Origin of the sequence: Raoultella sp. T31 (assembly GCF_002806725.1) — a bacterium.
GTDB classification, from domain to species: Bacteria; Pseudomonadota; Gammaproteobacteria; order Enterobacterales; family Enterobacteriaceae; genus Klebsiella; species Klebsiella electrica.
Map to the genome: position 1 here is coordinate 65,857 of NZ_PIBO01000016.1, position 15,842 is coordinate 81,698.

The following is a 15,842-nucleotide window of genomic DNA, read 5'->3' on the forward strand; positions in this document are numbered from 1 at the left end:
ATGAACACGACCATTGCCCAACAAATTGCTAATGAAGGCGGCGTAGAAGCTTATCTGCACGCGCAACAGCACAAAAGCCTGCTGCGTTTCCTGACCTGCGGCAGCGTCGATGACGGGAAAAGTACCCTGATTGGCCGCCTGCTGCACGATACCCGGCAGATTTACGAAGATCAGCTCTCATCGCTGCATAATGACAGTAAGCGTCACGGTACGCAGGGTGAAAAACTGGATCTGGCGCTGCTGGTGGATGGCCTGCAGGCTGAGCGCGAGCAGGGCATCACCATCGATGTCGCCTATCGCTATTTCTCCACCGAGAAACGCAAATTTATTATCGCCGATACGCCGGGGCACGAGCAGTACACTCGCAATATGGCCACCGGCGCTTCCACCTGCGATCTGGCGATTCTGCTGATGGATGCGCGCAAAGGCGTGCTCGATCAGACCCGCCGCCACAGCTTTATCTCGACGCTGCTGGGAATTAAAAACCTGGTGGTGGCGGTGAATAAAATGGACCTGGTGGATTTTAGCGAAGAGACGTTTAATCGCATTCGCGAAGAGTATCTCTCTTTTGCGGAGCAGCTGCCGGGCGATGTTGATATTCGCTTTGTTCCGCTTTCTGCCCTCGAGGGGGACAATGTCGCAACCCAGAGCGCCAGTATGCCGTGGTACAGCGGCCCGACGCTGCTGGAAGTGCTGGAAACCGTTGAAATTCGTCGCGTGGTGGAAAGCCAGCCGCTGCGTTTCCCGGTCCAGTTTGTTAACCGGCCCAACCTCGATTTCCGCGGTTTCTCCGGTACTGTGGCTTCCGGCAGCGTGACGATCGGACAGCGCCTGAAGGTACTGCCGTCGGGCGTGGAGTCGAGCGTGGCGCGTATTGTGACGTTTGACGGCGACCTGCAGGAAGCCGGTGCCGGTGAAGCCATCACCATCGTGTTGAAAGATGAGATTGATATCAGCCGCGGCGACCTGTTGGTCGATGCGCAGGTGACGCTGCCTGCGGTGCAAAGCGCCAGCGTGGATGTGGTGTGGATGGCCGAGCAGGCGTTAGCCCCGGGTCAGAGCTATGACATCAAAATTGCCGGCAAGAAAACCCGCGCTCGCGTCGACGGGATTCGCTATCAGGTTGATATCAATAACCTGACCCAGCGTGAAGTCGAGTCGCTGCCGCTGAACGGGATTGGCCTTGTCGATTTGACCTTCGACGAGCCGCTGGTGCTGGACAAGTATCAGCATAACCCGGTCACCGGCGGGCTGATCTTCATCGATCGGCTGACCAACGTGACGGTGGGCGCCGGTATGGTGCGCGAACCGCAGGAACAACGTCAGGCGTCGGCATCCTCCTACAGCGCGTTTGAACTGGAACTGAACCAGCTGATCCGTAAACACTTCCCGCACTGGGATGCGCGCGACCTGCTGGGAGGCAAGTAATGGCCCTGCATGACGAAAACGTCGTCTGGCACGCCCATCCGGTCACCCGGCAGCAGCGCGAACATCACCACGGCCATCGCGGGGTGGTGCTGTGGTTTACCGGGCTGTCCGGCTCTGGTAAGTCTACCGTTGCCGGTGCGCTGGAAGAGGCGCTGCATCGACTGGGCGTCAGCACCTATCTGCTGGATGGCGATAACGTGCGGCACGGCCTGTGCAGCGATCTCGGTTTTAGCGATAGCGATCGTAAAGAAAATATTCGTCGCGTCGGGGAAGTGGCGAAACTGATGGTTGATGCCGGGCTGGTGGTGTTGACCGCCTTTATCTCCCCGCACCGCGCTGAACGCCAGATGGTGCGTGAGCGCCTGGGCGAAGGGACTTTTATCGAAGTGTTTGTCGATACGCCGCTGGCTATCTGCGAGGCGCGGGATCCAAAAGGGTTATACAAGAAGGCGCGTGCGGGTGAATTGCGCAACTTTACCGGGATAGATTCGGTGTACGAATCGCCAGAAAAGGCGGAAATTCATCTGGATGGTGAACAATTGGTAACAAATTTGGTGCACCAACTATTAGACCTCCTCAGACAGCAAGATATTATCAGATCCTGAAACGGCGGCGGCATTGAGATGCCGGTCGCCAGGTCAACAGGATTCGATATGCGCAATACCCAGAACATCAGTCTTATTCGTCCGGAACCGCCCGCGGTGTCCCATGACGAGACCACCTGGTCTTTGTCAGGCGCCGCCGTGGGTTTTATTTCATGGCTGCTGGCGCTGGGTATTCCCTTCCTCATGTATGGCAGTAATACGTTATTTTTCCTTCTCTACACCTGGCCCTTTTTTCTCGCCTTAATGCCGGTCGCCGTTGTGGTTGGGATTGCGCTGCACTCGCTGTTGAGCGGTAAGCTCCTGTACAGCGCATGCGCGACGATTTTGACCGTGGGGATGATGTTTGGCCTGCTGTTTCTCTGGCTGCTGGGATAGTCCTTTCTGCGTATGAATCAAGCCTGGGTATCGGCGACAGAAATGTGTTACAGTCCCCGCGTTACGCGGCATCGTCCGCGCGTCGGAGTGAAATACTCGGGCGAGTTATGGGATGATGATGCCGTTTTTCAGGGGGCAGAATGGGTAAATTAACGCTGCTACTATTGGCTTTGCTGGTCTGGCTACAGTACTCGCTGTGGTTCGGTAAAAATGGTCTGCATGACTATAGCCGGGTGAATGATGACGTCACCGCGCAGCAAGCCACTAACAGCAAATTAAAGGCGCGCAACGATCAACTCTTTGCGGAAATCGATGACCTTAACGGCGGTCAGGAAGCGATCGAAGAGCGCGCACGCAATGAACTAAGCATGACCCGCCCGGGCGAAACATTTTATCGTCTGGTCCCGGATGCGTCTAAGCGCAACCAGGGGTCGACGCAGAACAATCGATAAACAAGCCCAGGATGACGACATGGCAGCCACTTTTCCGGGTGTTTGCGCCGTGGTGCCGGCGGCCGGTTTTGGCCGCCGTATGCAAACGGAATGCCCGAAACAATATCTCTCAATCGGTAACAAAACGATTCTCGAACATGCGGTCGCCGCGCTGCTGGCGAACGCGTGCGTGCAGCGCGTGGTGATTGCCGTCAGTCCCGGCGATATCCGCTTTAGCCAACTGCCGCTGGCCACCCATCCACAAATTACCGTCGTCGACGGCGGCGCCGAGCGCGCTGACTCCGTACTGGCTGGTCTGCAGGCGTTGCCCGAAGCCGAATGGGTGCTGGTGCACGATGCCGCGCGCCCGTGCCTGCACCAGGACGACCTCCGGCGCCTGTTGGCGCTGCGCGAAACCAGTCGCGTGGGGGGCATTCTCGCCGCGCCGGTGCGCGATACCATGAAACGCGCTGAACCCGGCAAGGGGGCTATTGCGCACACCGTCGATCGCAATGACCTATGGCATGCGCTGACGCCGCAATTTTTCCCGCGTGAATTACTCCTCCAGTGCCTGACGCGCGCGCTTAATGAAAGCGCGACCATCACCGATGAAGCCTCGGCGCTGGAGTACTGCGGCTTCCATCCCGAACTGGTGGCCGGACGAGCTGATAATATTAAAGTGACGCGCCCGGAAGACCTGGCGCTGGCAGAATTTTACCTTACCCGTTCCCGACACCAGGAGAAGGCTTAATGCGAATTGGACATGGTTTTGACGTACACGCTTTTGGTGGTGAAGGCCCAATCATTATTGGTGGGGTACGCATCCCTTACGAAAAAGGGCTGTTGGCCCATTCCGATGGCGACGTGGCGCTGCACGCGCTGACCGATGCCCTGCTGGGGGCGGCGGCGCTGGGGGATATTGGCAAGCTGTTCCCGGATACCGACCCGGCCTTTAAGGGCGCCGACAGCCGCGAACTGCTGCGCGAAGCCTGGCGGCGGATTCAGGCCAAAGGCTATACCCTCGGAAACGTGGATGTCACCATCATTGCTCAGGCGCCGAAAATGCTGCCGCATATTCCACAGATGCGTGTCTTTATCGCCGAAGACCTCGGCTGCCATATGGATCAGGTCAACGTCAAAGCCACCACTACCGAGAAGCTCGGTTTCACCGGCCGCGGTGAAGGCATCGCCTGTGAAGCGGTGGCGCTGCTGCATAAGGCTCAGTCATGATCGCTTTCAATGACCTCACCTGGCTGCACGGTAAACCACAGGGGCAGGGGATACTGAAAGCCAACCCGGAAGATTTCGTGGTGGTCGAAGATCTCGGCTTTGCGCCGGATGGCGAAGGTGAGCATCTGCTGGTACGGATTCTGAAAACGGACTGCAATACGCGGTTTGTGGCTGATGCGCTGGCTAAGTTTCTTAAAATCCATGCGCGTGAAGTGAGTTTTGCCGGGCAGAAAGATAAGCATGCCGTGACCGAACAGTGGCTGTGCGCCCGACTCCCGGGCAAAGAGATGCCCGACCTGAGCAAGTTTCAGCTGGAAGGTTGCCAGGTGCTGGAATACGCGCGGCATAAACGCAAGCTGCGGCTCGGCGCGCTCAAGGGCAACCAGTTTACTCTGATTCTGCGGGAAATCAGCGATCGCGACGATGTCGAGCGGCGTCTGCAGGCTGTTGCCGCGCAGGGGGTGCCGAACTATTTCGGCGCCCAGCGCTTTGGTATTGGCGGCAGTAATCTGCTGGGCGCGCTGCGCTGGGCGGAGAGCGGCGCAGCGGTTCGCGATCGCAATAAACGCAGTTTTTGGCTGTCGGCGGCGCGTAGCGGCTTGTTTAATCAACAGGTCAGTATTAGATTAAAAAAACCGGAATTTAATCAGGTTGTTGATGGCGATGCGCTACAATTAGCGGGGCGCGGGAGCTGGTTTGTCGCCACCTCTGAGGAGCGCATGCAGCTGCAGGAGCGGGTTGATAACCGTGAACTGCTGATTACGGCGGCGTTACCGGGAAGCGGTGAGTGGGGCAGCCAACGCGAGGCGCTGGCCGCCGAGCAGGCGGCTGTTGCCGAAGAGACGCCGCTCCAGGCTCTGCTGGTGCGTGAAAAAGTCGAAGCGGCGCGCCGGGCGATGTTGCTCTATCCGCAGCAGATGAGCTGGAACTGGTGGGATGACGTAACCGTTGAACTGCATTTCTGGCTACCAGCGGGCAGCTTCGCCACCAGCGTGGTAAGGGAACTTATCAATACAACGGGTGACTATGCGAATATTGCTGAGTAACGATGACGGGATTCATGCGCCGGGCATTCAGACCCTGGCGAAGGCCTTACGGGAGTTTGCTGAGGTCCAGGTAGTTGCACCCGATCGTAACCGCAGTGGCGCATCAAATTCCCTGACCCTCGAGTCTTCGCTACGCACTTTCACTTTCGATAACGGCGATATCGCCGTCCAGATGGGGACGCCGACGGACTGTGTCTATCTCGGGGTTAACGCCCTGATGCGTCCCCGTCCGGATATCGTGGTTTCCGGCATTAATGCCGGTCCCAATCTCGGCGATGACGTTATCTACTCCGGCACTGTCGCTGCCGCAATGGAAGGTCGTCATCTCGGCTTTCCGGCCCTGGCCGTCTCCCTGAATGGCCATCAGCACTATGACACCGCGGCGGCCATCACCTGCTCTATCCTGCGGGCTTTAAGCCGCGAGCCACTGCGGACCGGCCGTATCCTCAATATCAATGTGCCCGATCTGCCTCTTGAGCAGATCAAAGGTATCCGCGTGACCCGCTGCGGTAGCCGACATCCCGCCGATCAGGTTATTCCGCAAAAAGATCCGCGCGGCAATACGCTGTACTGGATTGGCCCGCCGGGAGAGAAGCACGATGCCGGGCCGGATACCGACTTTGCCGCCGTCGACGAAGGCTATGTCTCCGTGACGCCGCTGCACGTTGATTTAACCGCCCACCAGGCTCACGGGATGGTGGCCGACTGGCTGGATCGCGTCGGAGTGGACACTCAATGGTAAGCAAACGTGTTGAAAGCCTGCTGAATCAGCTGCGTACTCAGGGCATTGTTGACGAGCGCGTGCTGGAGGCGATAGCCCAGGTACCGCGTGAAAAATTCGTTGATGAAGCCTTCGAACACAAGGCGTGGGAGAACACGGCATTACCTATCGGCCAGGGGCAAACCATCTCGCAACCCTACATGGTGGCGCGGATGACGGAGCTTCTGACGCTGACGCCGGAATCGCGGGTGCTGGAGATTGGCACCGGTTCAGGCTACCAGACGGCGATACTGGCACACCTCGTTCATCATGTGTGTTCGGTCGAACGAATTAAGAGTTTACAGTGGCAGGCGCGTCGTCGCCTGAAACAACTTGATTTACATAATGTTTCAACCCGTCATGGCGATGGATGGCAGGGTTGGAAGGCACGCGCTCCCTTTGATGCGATTATTGTCACCGCCGCACCGCCGGAAGTGCCGCCTGCGCTGCTGGCGCAGCTGGATGAGGGAGGCGTGCTGGTATTACCGGTCGGCGAGGTGCATCAGTTTCTGAAACGGATCCGTCGTCGCGGTAATGAATTTGTGATGGATACCGTTGAAGCCGTACGCTTTGTTCCCCTGGTGCAAGGGGAGCTGGCATGAGACCCGGATTAATCCAGGTTTTTTTTGCCTGACTTTAGGCGTAGGGTGGACACATTTTCAGTGTCCTGGCCGGGTGTTGTCCGGTAAGCAAGATATTGGCTGTTAACATATTCCTGGGGGATAAATGAGCGCGGGAAGCCCAAAATTTACCTTAAGCCGTATTGCGGCGTTATCATTGGTTTCACTCTGGCTGGCGGGGTGTTCAAACACCAATCATCCGCCAGCGCCGGTTAGCACGGCGGGTGGAGCCCCATCCTCGGGAACGAATTCCGGGATGCTGATCACTCCGCCGCCGACGACAGGATCCGCCATTGTTCCGCGCACACCTCAGGTACAGCCGGTTCAGACGCCAGCGCCGCAGGTTCAGCCGATGGCCCAGCAGCCGGTGCAGACCGTGAACGGTAAGATAGTCTATAACCGTAAATATGGCGATATTCCGAAAGGCAGCTATACGGGCGGCAGCACCTATACCGTGAAACGCGGCGATACGCTGTTCTATATTGCATGGGTAACAGGCAACGATTTCCGTGACCTCGCGCAACGCAACAACATCCCCGCGCCGTACGGCCTGAACGTCGGTCAGACGCTGCAGGTTGGCAACTCCGCAGGCCAGCCGATCACCGGTGATAACGCCGTTGCTGCGGCAAGCGTGCGGGCAAGTGGAGGTGCGACGGCGGCCTCAAATACTGCACAAAAATCGACCGCGGTGGTTGCGTCACAACCAACTATTACGTATTCTGAATCCTCAGGTGAACAGAATGCTAATAAGATGTTGCCGAACAATAAGCCAGCGACGACTGTCGTTGCGCCAGTGACGGCTCCCGCTGTTAGCAGCAACCAACCGACTGCAAGCAGTACGTCAACCAGTTCGCCTATCTCCACATGGCGCTGGCCGACTGATGGCAAGGTTATCGAGAACTTTAGTGGCGCAGAGGGCGGCAATAAAGGTATTGATATTGCAGGCAGTAAGGGACAGGCTATTGTCGCGACCGCTGATGGGCGCGTCGTCTATGCCGGTAACGCGCTGCGCGGTTACGGTAATCTTATTATCATCAAACACAACGATGATTACCTGAGTGCCTACGCTCATAACGATACAATGCTGGTCCGGGAACAACAGGAAGTTAAAGCGGGGCAGAAAATCGCTACCATGGGTAGCACCGGCACCAGCTCTACAAGATTGCATTTTGAAATTCGTTACAAGGGGAAATCCGTCAACCCGCTGCAGTATTTACCGCAGCGATAATTTGGCGAAGTACGGATAAGCGTCGCATCAGTTAACCGACGTCAGGCCGGTCGCAACTGCCCCTTCACCGGGGCAAAACGTCTCCGTCTGGCGTCGTTGAATGATGTATCGCGAAGGTGCTTTGCTCAGGGATCACGGGTAGGAGCCATCTTTATGAGTCAGAATACGCTGAAAGTTCATGATTTAAATGAAGACGCGGAATTTGATGAGAACGGAGTCGAGGTTTTCGATGAGAAAGCCTTAGTAGAAGAGGAACCCAGTGATAGCGATCTGGCCGAGGAAGATCTTCTGTCGCAAGGCGCCACGCAACGCGTGCTGGATGCGACGCAGCTCTATTTGGGTGAGATTGGTTATTCCCCACTGCTGACGGCCGAAGAAGAAGTTTATTTCGCCCGTCGCGCATTGCGTGGTGATGTGGCTTCACGCCGCCGGATGATTGAAAGCAACCTGCGTCTGGTGGTGAAAATTGCTCGTCGTTATAGCAATCGTGGTCTGGCGTTGCTGGATCTGATTGAAGAGGGCAATCTGGGGCTGATCCGCGCGGTTGAGAAGTTTGACCCGGAACGTGGGTTCCGTTTCTCGACCTATGCCACCTGGTGGATTCGTCAAACGATTGAACGGGCTATTATGAACCAAACCCGTACCATCCGTTTACCTATCCATATTGTCAAAGAGCTGAACGTCTATCTGCGTACCGCGCGTGAGTTGTCCCATAAGCTGGACCACGAGCCGAGTGCGGAAGAGATTGCCGAGCAGCTGGATAAGCCGGTTGATGACGTGAGCCGTATGCTGCGTCTCAATGAGCGTATTACCTCAGTGGACACGCCGCTGGGCGGCGATTCGGAAAAAGCGCTGCTGGATATTCTGGCCGATGAGAAAGACAACGGTCCGGAAGACACCACGCAGGACGATGATATGAAACAAAGCATCGTTAAATGGCTGTTCGAACTGAACGCCAAGCAGCGTGAAGTCCTGGCGCGTCGTTTTGGCCTGCTGGGCTACGAAGCCGCTACGCTTGAAGATGTTGGTCGTGAAATTGGTCTGACCCGCGAACGCGTACGTCAGATCCAGGTAGAAGGCCTGCGGCGCCTGCGGGAAATCCTGCAAGGACAGGGGCTGAACATCGAAGCGCTATTCCGCGAATAAGCCATTTTCCTCTCAAAAAGGCCCGATCGGACGATCGGGCCTTTTTCTTTGCATGCTACGCCTGTCGGGTCTCGTGTAAATGACGCCACAAAATGCGCCCTTCAGCTTTCCTGAATAAGACCGTTGACCAACGGATGGTCTCGCCCTGTTCGGGCAAACACTGCCTTTCCCGATAGCATATCACCGCGCCATCGTGCCATTCGGCGAGCGTGGCCGTGCTATCAATGGCGATGCGCAAGCCTGGACGACTGCCGCCTGAGGTAGCAAAGAAAGCGCTGAGCGCCTGATGGTTCATCACGTTTCCGCCGATACCGATCATTGAAAAATCAGGGGAAAAGCGTTCCATTAAGGCCTCTACCGCGCCTTGTTTCTGACTCAGCCAGTTTTCAATAGCCACATGGGCGTCGATCGTTTCCTGAATATACGGGTTCATGGGGTCTCCATTTTTTTGTGCAGGCGCGTGACTATCGCTATTGTTACGATCCACGCGACGGCTCACGCTCACCGAGGCGGGGTCGCTGTTCTATCATCGCGGCCTGGCGTTACTGAAAACGGCGGAAAACCTGCAGGATGAGGTGCGGGCCAGCCATAGCGGGTTGAGCGGTGAACGCCGTATCACCACGACTCCGGAGTACGGCGCCCAGGTGATTATTCCCGCACTAGCCGAATTCAGCCAGCGCTAATCTTTTGTTTCTTGAGCGATCAGCTTGTGGATGATGTGCGAGAACTGTTGGCGCTCTGCGTCGCTCAACCGTCCCAGGAACTCGTCATCGACGGCATTTCCCAGCGGTACTGAATGTGCCAGCAACGCTTCACCTTCCGCGGTTAAATAGACAAACCGGCGACGTTTATCCGCCGGATCGTGTTCGCGACGGACCAGTCCGCGGCTCTCCATACGGCTGAGCATTTCCGCCAGCGTCGCTTTCGTACTGACTGCCGCTTCCGTCAGCGTGACCTGTTCAATTCCCGGGTGCTCTGCAATCGAGCGCATCACCGCATACTGGGGCTTAGTCAGCTCTGGCAGTTCGTGCTGCCAGCGGGCGGTGTGCTGCTGGAAAAGCTGGCGCAAGAGGTGGAACGCCTCGTTTCTTAACTCCATGGGAACTCCGTAAAAACAACGTCGGCTCTATAATAGCCGTTTGCGACGCTTTTACGCATCTTTCCCGCTTTGATTAAAAATGCGGCCAACCGTGAACGCACTTGCACGCGATGGGTATCAGGCGTAGTTTTAATAAAAACGTTCGTATACGAACAATGTGCGGAGGAAATGATGAAGCTGATTGTCGGGATAACCGGTGCCACCGGTGCTCCGTTGGGTGTCGCGCTGCTTAAGGCGCTTCGCGGGATGCCGGAAGTGGAAACCCATCTGGTGATGTCGAAGTGGGCTAAGACCACGATTGAACTGGAAACGCCGTATAGCGCTCGTGAAGTGGCTGAACTGGCTGATTTCTCACATAGCCCTGCTGACCAGGCCGCCATCATCTCATCAGGCTCCTTTCGTACCGCGGGCATGATTGTCATCCCCTGCAGTATGAAAACGCTGGCCGGAATTCGTGCGGGTTATGCAGAAGGGTTGGTTGGACGTGCGGCGGATGTGGTGCTGAAAGAGGGGCGCAGGCTGGTGCTTGTCCCACGGGAAATGCCGTTGAGCACTATCCACCTGGAAAACATGCTGGCCCTGTCCCGTATGGGGGTGGCGATGGTGCCGCCGATGCCTGCTTATTACAACCATCCGGCAACGATTGAAGACGTGACTGACCACGTTGTCACGCGAGTTCTGGATCAGTTTGGTCTTGAGTACCACAAAGCGCGTCGCTGGAACGGACTACGGGCCACAGAGAATTTTTCACAGGAGGATAAATAATGGCTTTTGATGATTTGCGCAGCTTTTTACAGGCGCTGGACGACCAGGGGCAATTGCTGAAAATTTGTGAAGAAGTGAATGCCGAACCGGATCTGGCTGCCGCGGCTAACGCCACCGGGCGTATCGGCGATGGGGCACCGGCGCTGTGGTTTGACAATATTCGCGGCTTTACCGATGCCCGGGTGGCGATGAATACCATCGGTTCGTGGCAGAACCATGCTATCTCGCTGGGCCTGCCGGCTAACACGCCGGTGAGGAAACAGATTGATGAGTTTATCCGCCGCTGGGATGCATACCCGGTCACGCCGGAGCGCAGGGCTAACCCGGGGTGGGCGGAGAATACCGTCGACGGCCAGGATATTAACCTGTTTGATATTCTGCCGCTGTTTCGTCTGAACGATGGGGATGGTGGTTTTTATCTCGATAAAGCCTGCGTCGTCTCGCGCGATCCGCTCGACCCCAACCACTTTGGCAAGCAGAACGTCGGTATCTATCGCATGGAGGTGAAGGGCAAACGCAAGCTCGGCCTGCAGCCTGTCCCCATGCATGATATCGCGCTACACCTGCACAAAGCCGAAGAGCGCGGCGAAGATCTGCCAATCGCCATTACATTAGGCAATGACCCGATTATCACGCTCATGGGCGCAACGCCGCTGAAGTACGATCAGTCGGAATATGAAATGGCGGGTGCGCTGCGTGAAAGCCCGTATCCGATTGCCACCGCACCGCTGACCGGTTTTGATGTGCCCTGGGGGTCGGAGGTGATTCTTGAAGGGGTTATCGAGAGCCGCAAACGTGAAATCGAAGGCCCGTTCGGTGAATTTACCGGTCACTACTCCGGCGGGCGCAATATGACGGTGGTGCGCATCGATAAAGTTTCTTATCGCACGAGACCGATTTTTGAATCGCTGTACCTCGGTATGCCGTGGACCGAAATTGATTATCTGATGGGCCCGGCGACCTGCGTACCGCTATATCAGCAGCTCAAAGCTGAGTTCCCGGAAGTGCAGGCTGTCAATGCCATGTATACCCACGGCCTGCTGGCGATTATCTCGACCAAAAAACGCTACGGCGGTTTTGCGCGTGCGGTCGGTCTGCGAGCAATGACCACGCCGCATGGCCTGGGCTATGTGAAGATGGTGATTATGGTTGATGAGGACGTTGACCCGTTCAACCTCCCTCAGGTGATGTGGGCACTGTCTTCGAAGGTCAATCCGGCGGGGGATTTGGTACAGCTACCGAATATGTCCGTGCTGGAGCTTGACCCTGGCTCCAGCCCGGCGGGAATTACCGACAAACTGGTTATTGATGCCACCACGCCGGTTGCGCCGGATCTCCGCGGCCACTACAGCCAGCCGGTGCGGGATCTCCCTGAAACCAGAGCCTGGGTTGAAAAACTGACCGCCATGCTGGCCAACCGTAAGTAAGGAGAAAAAGATGATATGTCCACGTTGCGCCGATGCGCAGATTGACGTGCTGGCGAAGTCGCCGGTAAAAGATGTCTGGACTGTGTTCCAGTGCCAGCACTGTTTCTATACCTGGCGCGACACCGAACCGCTGCGCCGTATTAGTCGCGAGCACTACCCGGAAGCATTTCGGATGACCCAGAAAGATATTGATGAGGCGCCGATGGTGCCGAGTATTCCGCCGCTGCTGGCGGAAGATAAAGGCTAAATAAACGGGTCCGCGCAGTCGGGCCCTTTTTATATTTCTCTTTTCAATGAAAGAATCTTTATTAATTAAAATTTAAAATAACGTAAAAGATTAACGGCATATCAATATTTGCGAGTCTTCTCGCAATCTAAAATAATTCCATTCCGTTTTATTCCGGTGGAGTAATTTTGTCGACCAGGTGAGTATAGAATAACGGCGGGTGCTTGAGGCTGTCTGGCTTTGGGCATTGACAGGGTTCAGACAGACGAAAGCCCCAGGAGATATTTCTATCAACTGAGGCTGGCGTTTGAACCTAGACAATTCAGATGTTAGTCTCTTCTTTGCAGGGAGGCAAGACATGCTGACAAAATATGCCCTTGTGGCAATCATTGTACTGTGTATTACAGTGCTGGGATTTACGCTAATGGTACGCGGCTCATTGTGCGAGCTGAATATTAAAGAGCGTAGTATGGAGTTTAAAGCTGTTCTCGCTTACGAACCGAAGAAGTAGCAACCGCGCGCGGGGGCGACCCCGCGTATTGGTTGTCAGGTCGCATCCTCTCGCACCCATTTATTTTTGTAAAAGGGCAGCGCTTAGCGGGCTGCCCTTTTGTCGCTTCAGCGGAACAAGAAGGCGTTACACCAGGCTCTTCAGCCGGTAAATCCACTCCAGCGCCTGACGCGGGGTCAACGAATCCGGATCGAGGTTCTCCAGGGCTTCTACCGCCGGCGAGGTCTCCTCCGGGGCGGAGAGCAGCGACATCTGCGTACCGTCGACCTGCGTGGCGGCAACGCCTGGGGCAATGCTCTCCAGCTCGCGCAATTTCTGCCGCGCGCGCTTAATCACCTCTTTAGGCACGCCCGCCAGCGCGGCAACCGCCAGACCGTAGCTTTTGCTGGCGGCGCCATCCTGGACGCTGTGCATGAAGGCGATGGTATCGCCATGTTCCAGCGCATCAAGATGGACGTTCGCCACGCCTTCCATTTTCTCCGGCAGCTGGGTCAGTTCGAAGTAGTGGGTGGCAAAAAGGGTCAGTGCCTTAATCTTATTGGCCAGACTTTCCGCACAGGCCCACGCCAGCGACAGGCCATCGTAGGTAGAGGTTCCGCGGCCGATTTCATCCATCAGTACCAGGCTGTGTTCGGTGGCGTTGTGCAGAATATTGGCGGTTTCGGTCATTTCGACCATGAAAGTGGAACGGCCGCTTGCCAGGTCATCGGCCGCGCCGACGCGGGTAAAGATGCGATCGATGGGGCCGATTTCAACTTTTTCCGCCGGGACGTAGCTGCCTATCCAGGCCAGCAGCGCAATCAGCGCAGTCTGACGCATATAGGTACTTTTACCGCCCATATTCGGGCCGGTAATAATCAGCATCCGCCGCTGCGGGACCAGATTTAATGGGTTGGCGATAAAAGGTTCTTTCAAAACCTGCTCAACCACAGGGTGGCGGCCTTCGCTGATGCGGATACCCGGTTTATCGCTAAAGGTCGGGCAGCAGTAGTTCAGGGTTTCCGCACGCTCGGCGAGGTTTACCAGCACATCCAGCTCCGCCAGCGCGCTGGCGCTTTGCTGAAGGTCGGCAAGGTGCGGCAGCAGCATATCGAACAGCTGCTCGTAGAGCTGTTTCTCCAGCGCCAACGCTTTCCCTTTCGACGTCAGTACTTTGTCTTCATACTCCTTGAGTTCCGGAATAATGTAACGCTCGGCGTTTTTCAGCGTCTGGCGACGGACGTAGTGAATCGGGGCGTGCTGGCTTTGGCCGCGGCTGATCTGGATGTAGTAACCGTGAACGGCATTGTAACCGACCTTCAGCGTGTCCAGCCCTAGCCTTTCGCGTTCGCGAATTTCCAGCTTATCGAGATAATCGGTGGCGCCATCCGCCAGCGCGCGCCATTCATCGAGTTCTTCATGGTAGCCGGGGGCAATAACGCCACCGTCGCGCACCAGCACCGGCGGCGCATCGATAATCGCGCGTTCGAGCAGTTCGCGCAGTTCGCTGAACTCGCCCATTTTATCGCGCAACTTCTGGACCGGCGCGCAGCCGACGTCGGCCAGCATCTCGCGCAGGGTCGGCAACTGCTGGAACGCATGACGCATGCGGGCAAGATCGCGCGGACGCGCGGTGCGCAGCGCCAGTCGCGCCAGAATACGTTCCAGATCGCCCACCTGACGCAGCACCGGCTGCAGTTCGCTGTAACGCTCCTGCAGTGCGCCGATGGTTTGCTGACGTTCGACGAGCACCACCGTATCGCGTACCGGCATATGCAGCCAGCGTTTGAGCATCCGGCTGCCCATCGCGGTTACGGTGCAGTCGAGCACCGACGCCAGCGTATTGTCGAAACCACCGGCCAGGTTCTGGGTTATCTCAAGGTTACGGCGGGTTGCCGCGTCCATGATAATGCTGTCCTGCTGGCGCTCCATCGTGATAGAGCGAATATGCGGCAGGGAGGTGCGCTGGGTATCTTTGACGTACTGCAACAGGCAGCCGGCGGCGCAGAGACCACGCGGCGCGTTTTCGACGCCGAAACCGACCAGGTCGCGGGTGCCAAACTGTAAATTCAGCTGCTGGCGCGCGGTGTCGATTTCAAACTCCCATAGCGGACGGCGGCGCAGGCCGCGGCGGCCTTCAATCAACGCCGACTCGGCAAAATCTTCGGCATACAGCAGTTCAGCCGGGTTGGTACGCTGCAACTCGGCGGCCATGGTTTCACGGTCGGCCGGTTCGCTCAGGCGAAAACGACCGGAGCTGATATCCAGCGTCGCATAGCCAAAGCCTTTGCTGTCCTGCCAGATAGCGGCCAGCAGGTTATCCTGACGCTCCTGCAGCAGCGCTTCATCGCTGATGGTGCCGGGCGTGACGATACGCACCACCTTGCGCTCGACCGGACCTTTGGTGGTGGCCGGGTCGCCAATCTGTTCGCAAATGGCTACCGATTCGCCCTGATTGACCAGTTTGGCAAGGTAGTTTTCCACCGCATGGTGTGGGATTCCGGCCATAGGGATCGGCTCGCCCGCCGAGGCGCCGCGTTTGGTCAGCGAAATATCGAGCAGTTGCGATGCGCGTTTCGCATCGTCATAAAACAGCTCGTAAAAGTCCCCCATACGATAGAACAGCAGGATCTCCGGGTGCTGAGCTTTCAGCTTAAGATACTGCTGCATCATTGGGGTGTGCGAGTCTAAACTTTCTATTGTACTCATCGGCTTGTGATGTCCATTCTCTTAATTTTTAATGAGTTATTGGTTTTTATGGTTATCATTAGGTTTCACGTTGTCTCATCGGATATCATGAAATCCTACATTTAAATGTAGGTTAAAGTGTAGCTTGCCAACCTATAGCCTGGTAAAATATGGGCACATACAGCGCAACCTACATTTATGTTCATGACTGCATAAGGTGCATGATAACGGAGTCTTTATGGCAGGAAAATAAGAGGGAAAGCCACTTTCGTTTAAAG

18 protein-coding genes and 1 pseudogene are annotated in these 15,842 nt (G+C 56.4%); 16 read left to right on the plus strand and 3 right to left on the minus strand.

What is annotated here, in order from left to right:
* From cysN to rpoS, 11 genes are all read left to right on the plus strand, one after another.
* The gene (gene cysN / locus CWM52_RS13220; RefSeq protein ID WP_100684531.1) at nucleotides 1–1,428 is read left to right on the plus strand and encodes a sulfate adenylyltransferase subunit CysN; all 1,428 of its coding nucleotides are present in this window, start codon (nucleotides 1–3) and stop codon (nucleotides 1,426–1,428) included.
* Nucleotides 1,428–2,033: an adenylyl-sulfate kinase gene (gene cysC, locus CWM52_RS13225; protein WP_100684532.1), complete on the plus strand. Its 606-nt coding sequence runs from the start codon at nucleotides 1,428–1,430 to the stop codon at nucleotides 2,031–2,033. The genes cysN and cysC overlap by 1 nt, the downstream gene beginning before the upstream one ends.
* A gap of 48 nt (nucleotides 2,034–2,081) precedes the next feature.
* Entirely contained in the window at nucleotides 2,082–2,408 is a 327-nt protein-coding gene (locus CWM52_RS13230) for a DUF3561 family protein (protein WP_100684533.1), read from the plus strand.
* A 140-nt stretch (nucleotides 2,409–2,548) separates the two neighbouring features.
* The gene (gene ftsB / locus CWM52_RS13235; RefSeq protein ID WP_004866952.1) at nucleotides 2,549–2,860 is read left to right on the plus strand and encodes a cell division protein FtsB; all 312 of its coding nucleotides are present in this window, start codon (nucleotides 2,549–2,551) and stop codon (nucleotides 2,858–2,860) included.
* 19 nt (nucleotides 2,861–2,879) lie between these two features.
* Nucleotides 2,880–3,590, plus strand: a complete 711-nt coding sequence (gene ispD / locus CWM52_RS13240) for a 2-C-methyl-D-erythritol 4-phosphate cytidylyltransferase (RefSeq protein ID WP_100684534.1) — start codon at nucleotides 2,880–2,882, stop codon at nucleotides 3,588–3,590.
* Nucleotides 3,590–4,069 (plus strand): 2-C-methyl-D-erythritol 2,4-cyclodiphosphate synthase, encoded by a 480-nt coding sequence (ispF, locus tag CWM52_RS13245; RefSeq protein ID WP_100684535.1) that lies wholly within the window; start codon nucleotides 3,590–3,592, stop codon nucleotides 4,067–4,069. The genes ispD and ispF overlap by 1 nt, the downstream gene beginning before the upstream one ends.
* On the plus strand, nucleotides 4,066–5,115 hold the full coding sequence (truD, locus tag CWM52_RS13250) for a tRNA pseudouridine(13) synthase TruD (RefSeq protein WP_100684536.1): 1,050 nt from the start codon (nucleotides 4,066–4,068) through the stop codon (nucleotides 5,113–5,115). The genes ispF and truD overlap by 4 nt, the downstream gene beginning before the upstream one ends.
* Complete coding sequence (gene surE / locus CWM52_RS13255; RefSeq protein WP_100684537.1) at nucleotides 5,096–5,857, plus strand: 5'/3'-nucleotidase SurE; 762 nt, start codon at nucleotides 5,096–5,098, stop codon at nucleotides 5,855–5,857. Before truD ends, surE begins: the two co-directional genes overlap by 20 nt.
* The gene (locus CWM52_RS13260; protein WP_100684538.1) at nucleotides 5,851–6,477 is read left to right on the plus strand and encodes a protein-L-isoaspartate(D-aspartate) O-methyltransferase; all 627 of its coding nucleotides are present in this window, start codon (nucleotides 5,851–5,853) and stop codon (nucleotides 6,475–6,477) included. The genes surE and CWM52_RS13260 overlap by 7 nt, the downstream gene beginning before the upstream one ends.
* A 124-nt stretch (nucleotides 6,478–6,601) precedes the next feature.
* The gene (gene nlpD / locus CWM52_RS13265) at nucleotides 6,602–7,723 is read left to right on the plus strand and encodes a murein hydrolase activator NlpD (RefSeq protein ID WP_100684539.1); all 1,122 of its coding nucleotides are present in this window, start codon (nucleotides 6,602–6,604) and stop codon (nucleotides 7,721–7,723) included.
* 153 nt (nucleotides 7,724–7,876) lie between these two features.
* Nucleotides 7,877–8,869 carry an RNA polymerase sigma factor RpoS gene (gene rpoS, locus CWM52_RS13270; RefSeq protein ID WP_004866938.1) on the plus strand — a complete coding sequence of 331 codons (993 nt, stop codon included), beginning with the start codon at nucleotides 7,877–7,879 and terminating at the stop codon, nucleotides 8,867–8,869.
* Nucleotides 8,870–8,924: 55 nt separating this feature from the next.
* Here rpoS and CWM52_RS13275 read toward each other — a convergent pair whose 3' ends face one another.
* Nucleotides 8,925–9,302 (minus strand): DUF4440 domain-containing protein, encoded by a 378-nt coding sequence (locus CWM52_RS13275; RefSeq protein WP_100684540.1) that lies wholly within the window; start codon nucleotides 9,300–9,302, stop codon nucleotides 8,925–8,927.
* A 31-nt stretch (nucleotides 9,303–9,333) separates the two neighbouring features.
* Here CWM52_RS13275 and CWM52_RS13280 point away from each other — a divergent pair.
* Nucleotides 9,334–9,549 (plus strand): annotated as a pseudogene (locus CWM52_RS13280) (LysR family transcriptional regulator); the annotation flags it as partial.
* Here CWM52_RS13280 and CWM52_RS13285 read toward each other — a convergent pair.
* On the minus strand, nucleotides 9,549–9,968 hold the full coding sequence (locus tag CWM52_RS13285; RefSeq protein ID WP_100684541.1) for a MarR family winged helix-turn-helix transcriptional regulator: 420 nt from the start codon (nucleotides 9,966–9,968) through the stop codon (nucleotides 9,549–9,551). The pseudogene CWM52_RS13280 and the gene CWM52_RS13285 sit on opposite strands and share 1 nt — an antisense overlap.
* 171 nt (nucleotides 9,969–10,139) lie before the next feature.
* Between CWM52_RS13285 and CWM52_RS13290 the strand changes: the two genes are divergently transcribed.
* From CWM52_RS13290 to CWM52_RS13310, 4 genes are all read left to right on the plus strand, one after another.
* On the plus strand, nucleotides 10,140–10,733 hold the full coding sequence (locus CWM52_RS13290; RefSeq protein ID WP_100684542.1) for a non-oxidative hydroxyarylic acid decarboxylases subunit B: 594 nt from the start codon (nucleotides 10,140–10,142) through the stop codon (nucleotides 10,731–10,733).
* Nucleotides 10,733–12,160 carry a non-oxidative hydroxyarylic acid decarboxylases subunit C gene (locus CWM52_RS13295; protein ID WP_100684543.1) on the plus strand — a complete coding sequence of 476 codons (1,428 nt, stop codon included), beginning with the start codon at nucleotides 10,733–10,735 and terminating at the stop codon, nucleotides 12,158–12,160. The genes CWM52_RS13290 and CWM52_RS13295 overlap by 1 nt, the downstream gene beginning before the upstream one ends.
* A 10-nt stretch (nucleotides 12,161–12,170) precedes the next feature.
* Nucleotides 12,171–12,407 (plus strand): non-oxidative hydroxyarylic acid decarboxylases subunit D, encoded by a 237-nt coding sequence (locus CWM52_RS13300; protein ID WP_100684544.1) that lies wholly within the window; start codon nucleotides 12,171–12,173, stop codon nucleotides 12,405–12,407.
* Between the two features lie 337 nt (nucleotides 12,408–12,744).
* Complete coding sequence (locus tag CWM52_RS13310; RefSeq protein WP_100684545.1) at nucleotides 12,745–12,897, plus strand: Hok/Gef family protein; 153 nt, start codon at nucleotides 12,745–12,747, stop codon at nucleotides 12,895–12,897.
* 126 nt (nucleotides 12,898–13,023) lie between these two features.
* Here CWM52_RS13310 and mutS read toward each other — a convergent pair whose 3' ends face one another.
* Complete coding sequence (gene mutS, locus CWM52_RS13315; protein ID WP_100684546.1) at nucleotides 13,024–15,585, minus strand: DNA mismatch repair protein MutS; 2,562 nt, start codon at nucleotides 15,583–15,585, stop codon at nucleotides 13,024–13,026.
* Nucleotides 15,586–15,842 lie beyond the last annotated feature (257 nt).

What these genes read in the sequence shown, in the direction of transcription:
- cysN (WP_100684531.1), top strand. Translation starts at nt 1, where the DNA reads ATGAACACGACCATTGCCCAACAAATTGCTAATGAAGGCGGCGTAGAA.
- cysC (WP_100684532.1), top strand. Translation starts at nt 1,428, where the DNA reads ATGGCCCTGCATGACGAAAACGTCGTCTGGCACGCCCATCCGGTCACC.
- CWM52_RS13230 (WP_100684533.1), top strand. Translation starts at nt 2,082, where the DNA reads ATGCGCAATACCCAGAACATCAGTCTTATTCGTCCGGAACCGCCCGCG.
- ftsB (WP_004866952.1), top strand. Translation starts at nt 2,549, where the DNA reads ATGGGTAAATTAACGCTGCTACTATTGGCTTTGCTGGTCTGGCTACAG.
- ispD (WP_100684534.1), top strand. Translation starts at nt 2,880, where the DNA reads ATGGCAGCCACTTTTCCGGGTGTTTGCGCCGTGGTGCCGGCGGCCGGT.
- ispF (WP_100684535.1), top strand. Translation starts at nt 3,590, where the DNA reads ATGCGAATTGGACATGGTTTTGACGTACACGCTTTTGGTGGTGAAGGC.
- truD (WP_100684536.1), top strand. Translation starts at nt 4,066, where the DNA reads ATGATCGCTTTCAATGACCTCACCTGGCTGCACGGTAAACCACAGGGG.
- surE (WP_100684537.1), top strand. Translation starts at nt 5,096, where the DNA reads ATGCGAATATTGCTGAGTAACGATGACGGGATTCATGCGCCGGGCATT.
- CWM52_RS13260 (WP_100684538.1), top strand. Translation starts at nt 5,851, where the DNA reads ATGGTAAGCAAACGTGTTGAAAGCCTGCTGAATCAGCTGCGTACTCAG.
- nlpD (WP_100684539.1), top strand. Translation starts at nt 6,602, where the DNA reads ATGAGCGCGGGAAGCCCAAAATTTACCTTAAGCCGTATTGCGGCGTTA.
- rpoS (WP_004866938.1), top strand. Translation starts at nt 7,877, where the DNA reads ATGAGTCAGAATACGCTGAAAGTTCATGATTTAAATGAAGACGCGGAA.
- CWM52_RS13275 (WP_100684540.1), bottom strand. Translation starts at nt 9,302, where the DNA reads ATGAACCCGTATATTCAGGAAACGATCGACGCCCATGTGGCTATTGAA.
- CWM52_RS13285 (WP_100684541.1), bottom strand. Translation starts at nt 9,968, where the DNA reads ATGGAGTTAAGAAACGAGGCGTTCCACCTCTTGCGCCAGCTTTTCCAG.
- CWM52_RS13290 (WP_100684542.1), top strand. Translation starts at nt 10,140, where the DNA reads ATGAAGCTGATTGTCGGGATAACCGGTGCCACCGGTGCTCCGTTGGGT.
- CWM52_RS13295 (WP_100684543.1), top strand. Translation starts at nt 10,733, where the DNA reads ATGGCTTTTGATGATTTGCGCAGCTTTTTACAGGCGCTGGACGACCAG.
- CWM52_RS13300 (WP_100684544.1), top strand. Translation starts at nt 12,171, where the DNA reads ATGATATGTCCACGTTGCGCCGATGCGCAGATTGACGTGCTGGCGAAG.
- CWM52_RS13310 (WP_100684545.1), top strand. Translation starts at nt 12,745, where the DNA reads ATGCTGACAAAATATGCCCTTGTGGCAATCATTGTACTGTGTATTACA.
- mutS (WP_100684546.1), bottom strand. Translation starts at nt 15,585, where the DNA reads ATGAGTACAATAGAAAGTTTAGACTCGCACACCCCAATGATGCAGCAG.